Source organism: Longimicrobium sp., from assembly GCF_036387355.1.
GTDB lineage: Bacteria > Gemmatimonadota > Gemmatimonadetes > Longimicrobiales > Longimicrobiaceae > Longimicrobium.
In genome coordinates this window covers 1-13,859 of sequence record NZ_DASVTX010000428.1, presented here as the reverse complement: position 1 = coordinate 13,859, position 13,859 = coordinate 1, and the positions used below count along the sequence as shown (strand labels likewise).

Here is a 13,859-nt window from a genome sequence, read left to right as displayed (position 1 = left end):
CCCTCCTCCCGCCCCCCCCCCCCCCCGGATGAACCCCACAGTCTTCATCATCGACGACGATCCGGACCAGGTGGCGCTGGTGACGGCGCAGCTGGAGCGCGGGCGGCAATTCATCACCAAGAGCTTTACCCGCGCGGACCGCGCGCTGGACGAACTGCGCGCCGACCCGCCCGACGCCATCGTCTGCGACCTGGTGATGCCGGAAATGGACGGCATCGGCTTCGTGCGCCGCGTGCGCGAGCTGAACCGCTCGGTTCCCGTCATCATCGCCACGGCGCGGGGAACGGAGGGGGACGCCGAGCGGGCGCTGCAGTCCGGCGCCACGGACTTCGTCACCAAGCCCATCGAGCCGCGCGGGCTGGAAACGCGCATCCGCCGGGCGCTGGAGCAGGCGCCCAAGGAGGCGATGCTCCAGAACCTCACCCAGGCCAAGTTCGATCCCCACGCCATCATCGGGCAGCACCCGCTCATGCAGCAGGTGCGCGCCTTCATCAGCAGCGTGGGCTCCGTGCCGCAGGTGTCGGCGCTGCTGCTGGGCGAGTCGGGAACGGGCAAGAACCTGGTGGCCCGCGGCATTCACACCGCCAGCCGCGCGGCGGGGTACCGGTTCGTGGAGGTGAACTGCGCCGCGCTCCCCGCCAGCCTGCTGGAGGCGGAGCTGTTCGGCTACGAAAAGGGCGCCTTTACCGACGCGCGGCAGGCCAAGAAGGGGCTCGTGGAGGTGGCCGACGGGGGAACGCTGTTCCTGGACGAGATCGGCACCATGGCGCCCGAACTCCAGGCCAAGCTGCTCAGCTTTCTGGAAAGCCGCACCTTCCGCCGCCTGGGAAGCACGCGTGAGCAGGCCGTCACCCTGCGCGTGGTGGCCGCCACCAACGTGGACCTGGCGGGCGAGGTGGCGCGCGGAACGTTCCGCGAGGACCTCTACTATCGCCTGAACGTGGCGTCGCAGGTGCTCCCTCCGCTGCGCGCCATCCGCAGCGACATTCCCGAGATCGCCCGCCACTTCGTGAAGCGCGCGGCGGAGTACTTCGCCAAGCCGCTCCCCGAGATCGAGGCCGACGGCGAAGAGCGGCTGCAGCGGTACGAGTGGCCCGGCAACGCCCGCGAACTGCGCAACGTGGTGGAGCGGTCGATGATCTTTTCGCAGGGCCCCGCGCTGCGCATCGTAGACCTCGCCCCGGCCATGGTGCCCGGCGTGGCGGGCGCGGCCACGGACATGCTCGCCATCCCCCGCGGGCTCACGCTGGACGAGGTGGAGGCGCGCTACATCGAGGCCACCCTCAAGCAGCTGGACGGCAACGTGCAGGCGGCGGCCGAGCAGCTGGGCGTGTCGCGCAAGGTGCTGTGGCAGCGGCGCAAGCAGCACGGCCTGCTCGCGGGGCGCGAGTAGGTGGCGGGAACGGGCGTGGACGCCGCGGAAACGGAGCGGCTGCGGGCGGAGGTCGCGGAGCTGCGGCTTCGCCTGGCCGAGGCGGAGCGGGGGAGCGCGCACAAGAGCCGCTTCATCCGCCACGTGAGCCACGAGTTTCGCACGCCGCTCAGCTCCATCATCGGCTTCGCGTCGCTGCTGGAGCGCGAGGCGGACACGCTTTCCGCCACCGAGCGGGCGGAATACCTGGCCGTCGTCCTGCGCAACGCGCGACACCTGCTGCACGTCGTCAACGACCTGCTGAACATCAGCAAGGTAGAGGCGGGGGCGCTGGAGGTCACGCTGGCGCCGCTGCGCCCCGCGGAGGTGGCGGCTTCGGTCATCACCTCCGTGTCGCCGCTGGCCGACGCCAAGGGCATTCGCGTCGTTCTGGACGCGGCAGAAACGCGCCCCGTGCTGGCGGATTCCGGACGGCTGCGGCAGGTGCTCTTCAACCTGTTCGAGAACGCGGTCAAGTACTCGCCGCCGGGCTCGCGCATCGGCGTGCGCATCCGCGAGCAGGCGGACGAGGTGCGCATCGAGGTATGTGACCCCGGCCCGGGCATTTCCGCGGACGACCAGGCACGCTTGTTCAAGGAATTTTCGCGCGTCAACCCGCCCGGGCTGCGGGTGAGCGGCGCGGGGCTGGGGCTGGCGCTGTCGCGCATGCTCACGGAGGCCATGGGCGGGCGCATCGGGGTGCGCTCGGCGCCGGGGGAGGGGAGCACCTTCTGGATCGCGCTCCGCCCGGCCGCGGAAGACGAACTGGCCCGGATGCGGCCCCGGGCCGCCGCCGCCGTCCCCGCCCGCGGCGCCGGGCAGACGGTGGCGGTGGTGGATGACGACGCCGACATCCGTGCCTACGCGGCGGCCATCCTGGGGCGCGGCGGCTACCGCGTGGCGCCGGACGACGGCACGCCCGGGGTGGGCACGCGGCTGGCGGACGCACAGCCCGCCATCGTCCTGCTGGACCTGCACCTCGGCGGGCGCGCCGGCGCCGACGTGCTGGCGGAACTGCGCGCGCACGATGCGCTTGCACACGTCCCCGTTCTTTCATTCACCGCCGGCGCGCTGGGCGACCCCGATCCGCCGGGGTTCGCGGGGCGCATCACCAAGCCGGTGGAGGCAGACGTGCTGCTGGCCAGCGTGGACCGCGCGCTGCTGGCGGAGCACGCGCCGGACGACGGGGAGGACGAGGACGACTTTCTGGCCCCGCTCCGCCAGCGCTTTCAGGACGGCCTGGCCGCGCGGCTGGCGGAGATCGAGCGCGCCGTGGCCATGGAGGACGTCGAGGCGCTGCGCCGCGAACTGCACAAGCTGCGCGGCGCCGCGGCCGGGTACGGCTTCGAGGCCCTGGCGCAACTGGGTGACGCGGCGGAGTACGCGCTGGGCGGCGGCGACGCACGGGCGAAGGTGGATGCCCTGATCCTGCGGCTGCGCGCCGAACTGTCCGCGCGGTGACGGATTCCGGTTCCCGATTGGGACATCACGTTCCCAGCCGGGAACGCCGTGTCCCGCCCGTCACGCCGGTCCGCGGCGTCTAACCCGTTGCTGTACAGCAGGTTGATGGGGATGGAACCCGCTGGGCCGAACCTTGCCAGTGTGGCCGGGCGCACCCCGACCCGGCAGTCTCCGCATGATGCATCAACACACGCTCGCTCTCGCCGACGACGACGAAATGCACGCCGAGCTCATGGCGGCGTGGCTGCAGCACCAAGGCTACCGCGTGCTCTGCTTCGCCTCCGGCGACGAGCTGGTGTCGTGGGCGGCCACCCCCGCGGCGCACGCGGACGGGCTGGTGCTGGACGTGGACATGCCGGGCCGCGACGGGTACCAGAGCTGCCGCGAAGTGCGCGCGCTGCCGGAGTTCGCGGCCGTGCCCACCGTCTTCGTAAGCGCCTCGCACCAGCCGGTCATCCCCGAGGGCGTGGGCGGCGAGGGCGTGCAGTTCATCCGCAAGGACGAAAAGATGTTCGTGCAGCTTTCCGAGTGGCTCACGCGCAACATCTTTCGCGGCTGATCCACCCGTCCCGCCGGAATGCAGAAAGCCCCCCGCCGCGCGATCGCGGCGTGGGGCTCTCGTTCATCCGTGCCCCAGGCGGCTCAGCGCGCGCGGTTCAGCCGCACGGGGGGAATCTCCACCAGGATCTGGTCGCCCGTGCCGGCCACGGTAAAGGGGACGTCGGCCACGGCCGCCGCGCCCAGTGCGCGCAGGGATGATTCCGCCACGCGCAGCCGGTACTCGCCGGGAAGCACGCGGCCGAAGTAGAACTCGCCATCCGTAAAGGTCAGCGCGCGCTCCACCACCTCGCCCGTCGCGCCGCGCAGGATCTCGACCGTCACCCCCGCCGCGGGGGCCACGCCGGCGCCGGACACCAGGGCGCCCGCCACCTCTCGGGTGCGGACCAGCGGAAAGTCCACCCGTGTGAACAGGTGCGGAGAGGGGCGGAAAAGCGTGTCCGCGCGCGCCGGCACCCACGCCGGGTCCGTCAGCGCCGCCGTATCCAGCGCCACGGTGAGCGGGCCGTAGGGGAGCACCGACCACGTGGCGTAGCGCCCCCGCGCATCCGTCCGCACGCGGATCCCGCCGACCCCCACCCACGCGTCGGTCACCGGCTCGTCGCCCGCCCCCAGCCGCCCGTCCCCATCCAGGTCGTGGAACACCGCGCCCGCCGCCCCGGTGAGCCCCACCCCGCCGAACTCCAGCGGAAGCGGCCGCCCGCCGCCCAGCGCCACGCCGCCATCCACCGAAAACGCGCCCTCCGTGCGCCCGGCCACCGAGCCGGCCCGCGCGCGCGCCCGGGCCGCGCCCAGGCGAACGCTGCTCCCCAGCAGCACCGACGGCGTGCCCGCCCCGCGCACCCACCGCGTCGTCACGTCCAGGCTGCCGCTCCCCGGGTGCAGCGACACGCGCGCCTCCCACTGCTGCAGCCCCTGCGCCCCCGTCCCCGCGCCCAGGGAAAGCACGGGGAGGCCCAGCCGCCTCGTGCGGAGCCAGGGCAGCCCGGCCGTGGCCCGGCCCAGGACGAGGTGGTTCGGCGGGAGCGTGTCCGCGCGCGGCGCGTCCCGCTGAAAGATGCCCTCCAGCAGGACGCCGCGCGCTGCAGTGGAAAGGGAGCCGCGCAGCAGCCCCACCCCGCTCCCCGCGCTCCCCTCCGCCCGCGCCGTCAGGTTCACGAAGCCGAAGTTGCGCGCGGTGGAGCGCCGGACGCGCACCAGCCCCTCCGTGTGCCACCGCGCCACCGTGTCCGGCAGGCCGCTGAACCCGCCGCCGCCCAGCACGCTCCGCCCCCGCTCCGCCGGCCACTGCACCCCGGCGGACGCGGAGCCCGAGACGCTCCCCCCCCCCGCGCTCAGCAGGCTGGCGCGCGCGTAGCTGCCGGCCATGGCCTGCGCCTCCAGCACCCACCCCGGCGCGGGAATGGCGCTCACCCCGGCGTACGGGCGCACGCGCGACCCCAGCGTGTCGGATTCGCCCTCCGCGCCGGCCAGCACCGTCAACCGGTCGCCCGCGCCGTAGCGTAGGTCCAGCACACCCAGCGCGTCGCACCGCTCGCTGCGCGGGCAGACGCCGCCCGACACCGTGTACTGCGCCCGCCCGGCGGGAAGCTGCAGCGTGGGCACCAGGTACACCACGTCAGAAACGACGCGCTCGCCCGCGGGGCCGTACAGCCGCACCTGCACCGGCGTGCTTCCGTACTGCAGCGTCAGCGGCACCGGCGCGCCCCCCGCCGCGGAAAAGCCCAGCAGCTGCCCGCCCTGGTACAGCTCGTATTCCCACCCCTCCGGAAGGTGCGGCGAGTACTGCAGTTCCGAGAACTCCGCGTCGCGCGCGAACGGCGCGTTGGTCAGCACCAGCCCCCGCACGGAGCGCGCGCGCACCCCCTCGGCCACCACGTCGCCCACCTGCACCTGGCGCAGCAGCCGCGAGGTGGGAAAGACGCGCTGGAAGGACGCCGTCAGCTCCACCGCGCCGCCGTCTGCGGGATCGAGAAGCAGGGTTCCCGCCTGCAGCAGCCCGCCCCACACGCTCGCCCCGGCGCGCAGCGACAGGGTGGTGGGAACGGAGCCGGGGAGGTTGGCCGATACGCCCCACTCCAGCACGCCGCCACCGCTGCGGGGGCGAAAGGGAACGTCCACGGCGGGCGCCGCGCGCGCGCCCGGCAGCCCCTGGCGCCGGCGGGCACGGGCCAGCGCGGAGCGCTCCTGGGCGGGAAAGGGCGGGTCGCGCGCGAGCACCACGTGAAGCGCGCCCAGGTCCACCTCCGCCGTCCCGCCCAGCAGCTCCGCCACCCGCGGCGCCGCCAGGTACAGCGCGCCCCCCACCCGAACCACTTCCTCCGGGCCCAGCGTGACCGTCCTGTCGCCGGTGATGGTGAGCGCGGCCACGTTCAGCGTGGTGAAGCCCACCCCGCGCGCGCCGCGGACCAGGAGGCGCGCGGAATCCGGACGCTGCACGGGCGTGCCGGTGAACTCCAGCACGGCCTCCAGCGGCACCAGCACCGTGCCGGAGGGCGCCAGGTACACGGTGATGCCGCGGGGCGGGAGGCCGTTCGCCACCAGCTCCATCAGCCCCTCCTCGAACCCCGCGGGCACCTGCGCCCGGGCGGACGGGGGGGCACAAAGGAGCGCGCCTGCGCACGCCACGAGGGCGGCGCAGGCGCGCACAAGGCACCCGGCGGGAGAAGGCCGGCTCACCTCAGTTGACGACCACGGTGATGGTGACCGTTCCGGTGTACTTGCCCGCCGCGGCGTTGGCGGGGGGCGTCACCTGCCCGCCGATGAACACCTTGTAGTCCGTGGTGGTGAACTTGGGCCGCCCCGGCTTGGCGCGCTCCGGAAAGTCGCGCATGGAGGGGGTGGTGACCGGGTTCCACGCCATGTAGGTGCCCGCCTCGCACCCGTTGGTGACGGTGTCGATCTCGCAGGTCGCCGCGTAGTTGCCGTTGAAGCTGATGGGCATGGTGCGGCCCTGCGCGTTGGTGAGCACCGTGGGCAGGGTGAAGCTGATGTCGATGCTCTTGCGGTTGCGGATCCCCGAAAGGCGCCATTCGCCGCTGCGGGGCGTGTTGGGGAGCACCGTGACCGCCCCCGCGCCGGGAATCACCGTCCCGAACTGCAGCGGGCGCACGCCAACCGTCAGCAGCGGGGGGAACAGGATGGTGAGCGACACCGGCAGCGTGCCGTCGTCCGTCCGCCGCGCCTGGGCGTGCGCGGGCGCGTGCAGCCCCGCGAGGGCCAGCACGGCGGCGAGCAGCGGAAGCAGGCGGCGCGCGCGCATGGCGTCAGCGCACCGGGGCGGAGGCGGCCGCCGGCGCGGCCGTCAGCGCGCCGGCGGGAAGGTCCGGCCGCTCGGTATCGGCGCGAAAGCGCACCGTGTACCCCGCGGCGGACGCCACCCCTTGCGGCAACGGCAGAACGACCGAGTGGCGCAGGGCGCGGTACACCGAGACCGGGTCCTCGCGCTCGCCGGCCACGCGGCCGTCGGGGGCCACCAGTTCCGCCACCACGCGGCCCAGGAAGGCCCCGGTGCCGGTGCGCGTCAGGTCCACCACGGCCCGCACGCCGGCGGGGGTGGCCGACGCGGTGGCGCCGGCCAGCGTGACCCCGGTGCTCACCTCGCCCTTGCGAAAGAGCACCGCGGTGGCGATGACCGTTTCCACGTTGATCTGCATGCGCACGCCGCCCTGCTGCTGCTCGATGGGCGCCTGCCCGCCGCGGGAGTGGATGAGCACGCGGCCCCAGTACTCGCCCGCGGCCATGTCCGCCGGGGGCTGAATGAGCACGCGCAGCGTCTGCCGCTGGCCGGGCTGCAGCACCAGCCGGCGCGGAAAGGCGCGCATGAACGGCACCAGGCTGGGCTCGCCCGCCGCGGCGGTGTCCACCATCTGGATCTGCACGTTGCCCTCGGCGTCGCTGCGCGGATAGCCGAAGGCGAAGCTGATCTCCAGCTCCTCGGGAAGCGAGCCGCCGTTGTACAGCGTCAGCGTTCCCGCGGGCGAGCGCGCATCCAGAAACAGCGCGGACGGGCTCACGGCCACGGCCCACGCGCGCGCCGCGGGGACGAGCGCGAACAGCGCCGCGAGCGCAAGGCGTGTGCACAGTGTGGCCGAACGGGTCGTCATGCGCATGCGGTCCAGCGGTGCGGGGGACGGCGGTCGGGCCGCGTCACGTCCCCGGATTGTTGATGATGACCACCACGGTGGCCGTGTAGCTCCCCGCGGCCTGGTCGCCGGCCGGCAGCGCGGTGCCCCCCAGCAGCAGCCGCGCGGGGCTGGGCCCGCCGCTGATGCGCACCCGCCCCATGCTCAGCGGGTCGAATGGAAGCAGCGGCGCCGACGGGCTGGGCATCACGGCGCCGTCGCGGCCGGAGAAGCGGAGCGGGATCCGTGCCCCCGCCGCCGAGGTGAGCGCGTCGGGCAGCACCATCAGCACGTCCCAACTCCCCTGGCCGGCCAGCAGGATCTCCGCCCGGCGGGCCGCGTCCGACACGCGCACCGTCTCGGGCACGCCGGGAATCAGCTCGCCGAACGACAGGCCCTGCAGCGGCACCGCCTCCAGCGCCGACGCGGGGGCCTGCGCATGCGCCTGGCCCCCGCCCGCCCCGGCCACGAGCGCCAGCAGCAGCCCCGCGCCCCGCAGGGCGTTGGCGCGCGCGCGCATGGCCGGAGCCGGTCCTGACGGCCTTAGTTGGAGGTCGCCAGGATCTTGATGGTGCCGGTGTAGTCGCCCGGCGTGAGGTTGGTGGCCGACGCCGCGATGCTGCCGTTGAAGATCACGTAGCTCGTGCTCTGCCCGGTGGGGGCCGCCAGGCTCAGCGTGGCCGTGGAGCAGTTGGTGAACGCCGTGGTGATGGTGGTGGCGGTGGCGCCCACGCCGCAGGTGTAGGTGGGGCTGATGGTCTCGGTGCCGCCGGTGCGCACCAGCTGTCCCAGCGCGGTGGCGTCGGGAAAGCTCAGGGTGGTGCCCACGTTGCGGATCAGCTCGATGCTGCCCTGGCCGGTGGCGGCGGTGCCCGGGGTGATGGTGCCGAAGTCCAGGCCGGTGCTGGCACCGAAGCGCAGCACGGTCTGCACGGTGGCGCTCACGCTGATCACGCCGTTGTCGGTCACCTGCGCCGAAGCGGCGGAGGGAAGGGCCAGCGCGGCCGCGGCCGCCAGGGAAAGAACGAGCTTCTTCATCGTGGCTCCGGAAGGGTCGATGGGTGTGGACATCGCATTCGGCTCCCCGTCCGGGGGCCGCGCTGCGCCGTTCCAAGGGGCAACGCACATGCCGGATGCCGGACGCGCCGTAAAGCAAGCAGCCGCAATGAAATAACGCCAGACCCTCCCGGTTCCCGAAGCGGATTGTGTTCCCGTTCGGGAACGCGATCAGGTTCCCGAACGGGAACCTGCGTCGCAAACAGATGGGGACGCGGGCACCATCCGCCCCGTGCAGCGTACCACAGGGCGAGCGATGCGGACCGGGGACCAGGCCGCGGCCCGCGCGCATTCAACTCTGCAGTGCATCCCATGCGTTCTGAACTGCTGGACGGCGACGAGTTTCCCTCCCACTACGAAGAACGGGTGCGTGCCCGCCGCGCGGCGCGGGGCACCCTGCTCACGTGCGGCGTGTACCTGGCGGACGGCGTGTGCCACGTGGCGCCCCTGGACAGCGAGGCCGGGCAGCGCCTGCTGGACGCGGGCGCCGTGCACGTGGCGGACGTCACGTTCGACGGCGCGCCCGTCGCCGCGCTTACCGGCGGCGCGGGGCAGGCCGGGGAAGTGGTTCCGGTTCCGGCGCGCCACGCGGCTCGCGCAGGGGAGAAGGGACTGGGGAGGAACTGAAGGGCAGGGAACAGGGAACAGGGAACAGGGAACAGGGAATAGGAACAGCAGGCATGACCATCACGCGGAGAGGGACAGCGGGGAAGCCGGTATCCCTCCGCCGTTCCTCTCCTTGCATTCTCTGTGTCTCTGGGCCTTTGTTCGGCGCCGCCCTGCTCACGAAAACACCGAAAATGCAGAGGAACAGAGAACTGCCAGAGATTCAGAGGAGCCCTGTGCCGCCCTCTGTATCTCTGGCTTTCTCTGTTCCTCTGTACCTTACGTCTTTTCCGTTGTGGCGCTGCTCCCGCGCCAGACTCGTCACGGTCGCGCCGACTCCATCGCCAGAATCGGCTGCAGTTCCTCCGTGACCTCCGTGCAACCTCCGCGGCCCTCGTGACCTCCGTGAGAAACGCGGTCCCGTGAACGGATGACTGCCAACGGCGCCCCCGCCGGTTGACGGGGGATGTCCGGGGCGGCATCTTACCCGGTTTCCGGAACTCCGCGGGGCCCCTTCGCCCCGGCCGGACCCGCCTCCGGAACGATCCTCCGCACACACGTCAGAGCAGCGATGGCGAGACGCAGAACTCCGTCCCTCACCGTGATGATCCTGCTGTCCATGGTCATCGGGGTGCTGATCGGAAACTTTTTTCCGGAATTCTCGCAGTCGCTCAAGCCGCTGTCGGCCGTCTTCCTGCGCATGATCAAGTCGATCATCGCGCCCATCATCTTCGGCACCCTGGTCATCGGCATCGCCGGCCACGGCGACGACATGAAGCGGGTGGGCCGGCTGGCGCTCAAGTCCATCATCTACTTCGAGATCGTCACCACCATCGCGCTGTTCATCGGCCTGGCGGCGGTGAACCTCACCAAGCCGGGGGTGGGCGTCACGCTCGCGGGGGCCGACGCCTCGCAGGGGCAGCAGCTGGGGCAGACCGCCAAGGGCCTCACCGCGGGCACCTTTCTGGAGCACGTCGTGCCCACCAGCGTGGTGGACGCCATGGCGCACAACGAGGTGCTGCAGATCGTCTTCTGGTCCATCCTGTTCGCCGTGGGCCTTTCACAGGTGCGCGGCGCGCCCAAGGCCGCCGTGCTGGGCGTGCTGGAGGGGCTCACGGAAACGATGTTCAAGTTCACCGGCATCGTGATGAAGTACGCGCCCATCGGCATCGGCGCGGCCATCGCCGTCACCGTGGGGCACAGCGGGCTGGGGGTGCTCAAGAACCTGGGCGTGCTCATCCTCACGTTGTACGGCGCGCTGGTGGTGTTCGCCCTGGCCGTGCTGCTTCCCGTGGCGCTCATTGCCCGCGTTCCCCTGGGCCGCTTTCTGCGGGCGGTCAAGGACCCGGCGCTCATCGCCTTCAGCACCACTTCGTCGGAGGCCGCGCTGCCCCGCGCCATGCAGGCCATGGAGGCCATCGGCGTGCCGCGCCGCATCGTGGCCTTTGTGATGCCCACCGGGTACAGCTTCAACCTGGACGGCACCACGCTGTACCTGGCGGTGGCCTCCATCTTCGCTGCGCAGGCGGCCGGGGTGCACCTTACGCTGGGGCACCAGCTGACGATGATGCTCACGCTCATGCTCACCAGCAAAGGGGTGGCGGCGGTGCCCCGCGCCTCGCTGGTGATCCTGTCCGGCACGCTGGCCAGCTTTGGCCTGCCGCTGGAGGCCGTGGCGCTCATTCTGGGCGTGGACGAGCTGATGGACATGGCGCGCACCACGGTGAACCTGGTGGGCAACTGCCTGGCGACGGTGGTGATGGCGCGGTGGGAGAACGACTTTCACCCCGACGCGCCCCCGCCGGACCTGACGCCCGACGAGGTGGAAACCATCGCCGGCCCGCCGGCGCCGCTGCACGCCTGACCCGGCGGGCGGGGCGCGCCCCGCTTGCGCTTCCGTCCCGCATGCGGCATCCTACCGCGCGCGCGACGGCGCCCGCGTCCGGTGCTCCCCGGTCCGCCCTGGCGGAGCGGACGGGCGCGCGGGCGGGCGCCTCCTTTTTTTCGTAAGAGCCTCCAAACCTTTTCACATGCATCCGATCGCCTACGCTGTTCCCGTATTCGGGGTGCTGGCCCTGCTGTACACCCTGTGGCGCTCCGCCTGGGTGTCGCGGCAGGACCCCGGCAACGAGCGCATGAGCACCATCGCCGGCCACATCGCCGACGGCGCGCTCGCCTTCCTCAAGGCCGAATACCGGGTACTCGCCGTGTTCGCGGTGATTGCCTGCCTGTTCCTGGGCTACCTGAGCCTGAGCGACGAGCGCTCGCACCCGGCCATCATCGGGGCGTTCCTGCTGGGCGCCGTATTCTCGGCGCTGGCCGGCTTCATCGGCATGCGCATCGCCACCAAGGCCAACGTGCGCACCGCCCAGGCGGCCCGCACCTCGCTGTCCCGCGCGCTGGACGTGTCCTTTGCCGGCGGCTCGGTGATGGGCATGGGCGTGGCCGGCCTGGCGGTGCTGGGGCTGGGCGGGCTGTTCATCGTCTTCTACCAGATGTTCGTGCACGGCGGCTCGCCCAACGGCCCGGAGATGGAGCGGGCGCTGGAAGTGCTGACCGGCTTCTCCCTGGGCGCCGAGAGCATCGCGCTCTTTGCCCGCGTGGGCGGCGGCATCTACACCAAGGCGGCCGACGTGGGCGCCGACCTGGTGGGCAAGGTGGAGGCGGGCATTCCCGAGGACGACCCGCGCAACCCGGCCACCATTGCCGACAACGTGGGCGACAACGTGGGCGACGTGGCGGGCATGGGCGCCGACCTGTTCGGCAGCTACGTGGCCACCATTCTGGCCACCATGGTGCTGGGGCGCGAGGTGGTGGCCACCGGCGACCGGTTCGGCGGCATGAGCCCCATTCTGCTGCCGATGGTGATCGCCGGGCTGGGCATCCTGTTCTCGCTCATCGGCATTCTGATGGTGCGGGTCAAGGAGGGCGGCAACGTGCAGGGCGCGCTCAACCTGGGCAACTGGGTGTCCATCGCGCTCACGGGCGTGGCCGCCTACTTCGTCATCCGCTGGATGCTGCCGGAATCGCTGCAGATGTCGCGGCTGGGCTCCAAGGCGTTCGGGCCCATGGGCGTGTTCGGCGCCGTGGCCGTGGGGCTGGTGGTGGGCGCCCTGATGAGCATCATCACCGAGTACTACACGGCCATGGGGCGCCGCCCGGTGCAGAGCATCGTGCAGCAGTCGTCCACCGGCCACGCCACCAACGTCATCGGCGGCCTGGCGGTGGGGATGGAAAGCACCACGCTCCCCATCCTGGTCCTCGCGGGCGGCATCATTGCCAGCTACGAGTTCGCCGGGCTGTACGGCGTGGCGATCGCCGCGGCGGGAATGATGGCCACCACGGCCATGCAGCTGGCCATCGACGCCTTCGGCCCCATTGCCGACAACGCGGGCGGCATCGCGGAAATGAGCGAGCTGCCCCCCGAGGTGCGCGAGCGCACCGACATCCTGGACGCGGTGGGCAACACCACGGCGGCCACGGGCAAGGGCTTCGCCATCGCCTCCGCGGCGCTCACGGCGCTGGCGCTGTTCGCCGCCTTCATGGGCATTTCGGGGATCGACGTCATCGACATCAGCAACGCGCGGGTGCTGGCCGGGCTGTTCGTGGGCGCCATGATCCCCTTCATCTTCAGCTCGCTGGCCATTGCCGCCGTGGGGCGCGCGGCCATGAGCATGGTGGAAGAGGTGCGCCGCCAGTTCCGCGAGATCCCCGGCATCATGGAAGGCACGGGCGAGCCGGAGTACGGCAAGTGCGTGGACATCAGCACCCGCGCGGCCATTCGCGAAATGCTGCTGCCGGGCGCCATTGCCCTGATCGTGCCCGTGATCGTGGGCTTCACCATGGGGCCCGAGGTGCTGGGCGGGCTGCTGGCCGGGGTCACCGTGTCGGGCGTGCTGATGGCCATGTTCCAGAGCAACGCCGGCGGCGCGTGGGACAACGCCAAGAAGAGCTTTGAGAAGGGCGCCACCATCAACGGGCAGCTCTACTACAAGGGGAGCAACGAGCACAAGGCGGCCGTGACGGGCGACACCGTGGGCGATCCCTTCAAGGACACCTCCGGCCCGTCGATGAACATCCTGATCAAGCTGATGTCCATCGTGTCGCTGGTGATCGCCCCGCACATCGCCGTCCGCCCGGCGGGCGAGGCGCCGGTGCCGGCCCCCGAGGCGCGCGCCGTGACGGAAGCGCCCGCGCTGGCGGCGGTCCCCGCGCCGGTGACGGTGACGGAGCAGCCGGCGGCCCGCTGAGCGGAGCCGCCCCGCGGTACCAGGGCCCGGCCGGGGATTTCTCGCGCCGGGCTCTTCCTTTCAGGCACCACCGAGGGAATGGCAGCTTGACCGCTTCCCCCGCATCCCCCGCCGCCGACCATCTTCAACAGAGACACTGAGTTGGCATCTTCTCCGTGCCGCTGTGGGAGCCTGGCTTCTTCGACGGATGCACCGTTTCCTGAAATCGGCACGACACACCGCGCACTCGCCGGAGGCGAACTGACATGAGCATGGGAACTGTGGAGCGGGGCGCGGCGTCCGGGGCGCCTTCGGGCGACGCGGAGCTGCGCCGCGGGTTGACGCTGCTGGACGCCGTGATGCTGGTGGCGGGCTCCATGATCGGCTCGGGGATCTTCATCGTCTCCGCCGACA

11 protein-coding genes are annotated in these 13,859 nt (G+C 72.0%); 6 read left to right on the top strand and 5 right to left on the bottom strand.

Annotation, left to right across the window (positions count from 1 at the left end; translation table 11 throughout):
* Window positions 1–28: 28 nt before the first annotated feature.
* The 3 genes from VF665_RS18740 to VF665_RS18730 all read left to right on the top strand — a co-directional run bounded on the left by VF665_RS18740 (window position 29) and on the right by VF665_RS18730 (window position 3,431).
* Window positions 29–1,393 carry a sigma-54 dependent transcriptional regulator gene (locus tag VF665_RS18740; RefSeq protein WP_331054983.1) on the top strand — a complete coding sequence of 455 codons (1,365 nt, stop codon included), beginning with the start codon at window positions 29–31 and terminating at the stop codon, window positions 1,391–1,393.
* Entirely contained in the window at window positions 1,394–2,872 is a 1,479-nt protein-coding gene (locus tag VF665_RS18735; RefSeq protein ID WP_331054982.1) for an ATP-binding protein, read from the top strand.
* Window positions 2,873–3,047: 175 nt separating this feature from the next.
* Window positions 3,048–3,431, top strand: a complete 384-nt coding sequence (locus VF665_RS18730) for a response regulator (protein ID WP_331054981.1) — start codon at window positions 3,048–3,050, stop codon at window positions 3,429–3,431.
* An 83-nt stretch (window positions 3,432–3,514) separates the two neighbouring features.
* Here the strand turns inward: VF665_RS18730 and VF665_RS18725 are convergent, their stop codons facing one another.
* Genes VF665_RS18725 through VF665_RS18705 form a run of 5 tightly spaced genes read right to left on the bottom strand, consistent with a single transcriptional unit; the run spans window position 3,515 to window position 8,592 of the window.
* Window positions 3,515–6,109 carry a carboxypeptidase-like regulatory domain-containing protein gene (locus tag VF665_RS18725; protein ID WP_331054980.1) on the bottom strand — a complete coding sequence of 865 codons (2,595 nt, stop codon included), beginning with the start codon at window positions 6,107–6,109 and terminating at the stop codon, window positions 3,515–3,517.
* 1 nt (window position 6,110) lies between these two features.
* Complete coding sequence (locus VF665_RS18720) at window positions 6,111–6,692, bottom strand: DUF4402 domain-containing protein (RefSeq protein WP_331054979.1); 582 nt, start codon at window positions 6,690–6,692, stop codon at window positions 6,111–6,113.
* A gap of 4 nt (window positions 6,693–6,696) precedes the next feature.
* Window positions 6,697–7,536 (bottom strand): hypothetical protein, encoded by an 840-nt coding sequence (locus tag VF665_RS18715; protein WP_331054978.1) that lies wholly within the window; start codon window positions 7,534–7,536, stop codon window positions 6,697–6,699.
* A 43-nt stretch (window positions 7,537–7,579) separates the two neighbouring features.
* Entirely contained in the window at window positions 7,580–8,074 is a 495-nt protein-coding gene (locus tag VF665_RS18710) for a hypothetical protein (protein ID WP_331054977.1), read from the bottom strand.
* A gap of 23 nt (window positions 8,075–8,097) precedes the next feature.
* Window positions 8,098–8,592 (bottom strand): hypothetical protein, encoded by a 495-nt coding sequence (locus VF665_RS18705; RefSeq protein WP_331054976.1) that lies wholly within the window; start codon window positions 8,590–8,592, stop codon window positions 8,098–8,100.
* 330 nt (window positions 8,593–8,922) lie between these two features.
* On the opposite strand from VF665_RS18705, the gene VF665_RS18700 reads away from it, so the two are divergent.
* From VF665_RS18700 to VF665_RS18690, 3 genes are all read left to right on the top strand, one after another.
* The gene (locus VF665_RS18700; RefSeq protein ID WP_331054975.1) at window positions 8,923–9,237 is read left to right on the top strand and encodes a hypothetical protein; all 315 of its coding nucleotides are present in this window, start codon (window positions 8,923–8,925) and stop codon (window positions 9,235–9,237) included.
* A gap of 550 nt (window positions 9,238–9,787) precedes the next feature.
* Entirely contained in the window at window positions 9,788–11,080 is a 1,293-nt protein-coding gene (locus VF665_RS18695) for a dicarboxylate/amino acid:cation symporter (RefSeq protein WP_331054974.1), read from the top strand.
* Window positions 11,081–11,246: 166 nt separating this feature from the next.
* Window positions 11,247–13,466, top strand: coding sequence for a sodium-translocating pyrophosphatase (locus VF665_RS18690; RefSeq protein WP_331054973.1), 2,220 nt, complete (start codon window positions 11,247–11,249; stop codon window positions 13,464–13,466).
* The last annotated feature ends 393 nt before the right edge of the window (window positions 13,467–13,859 follow it).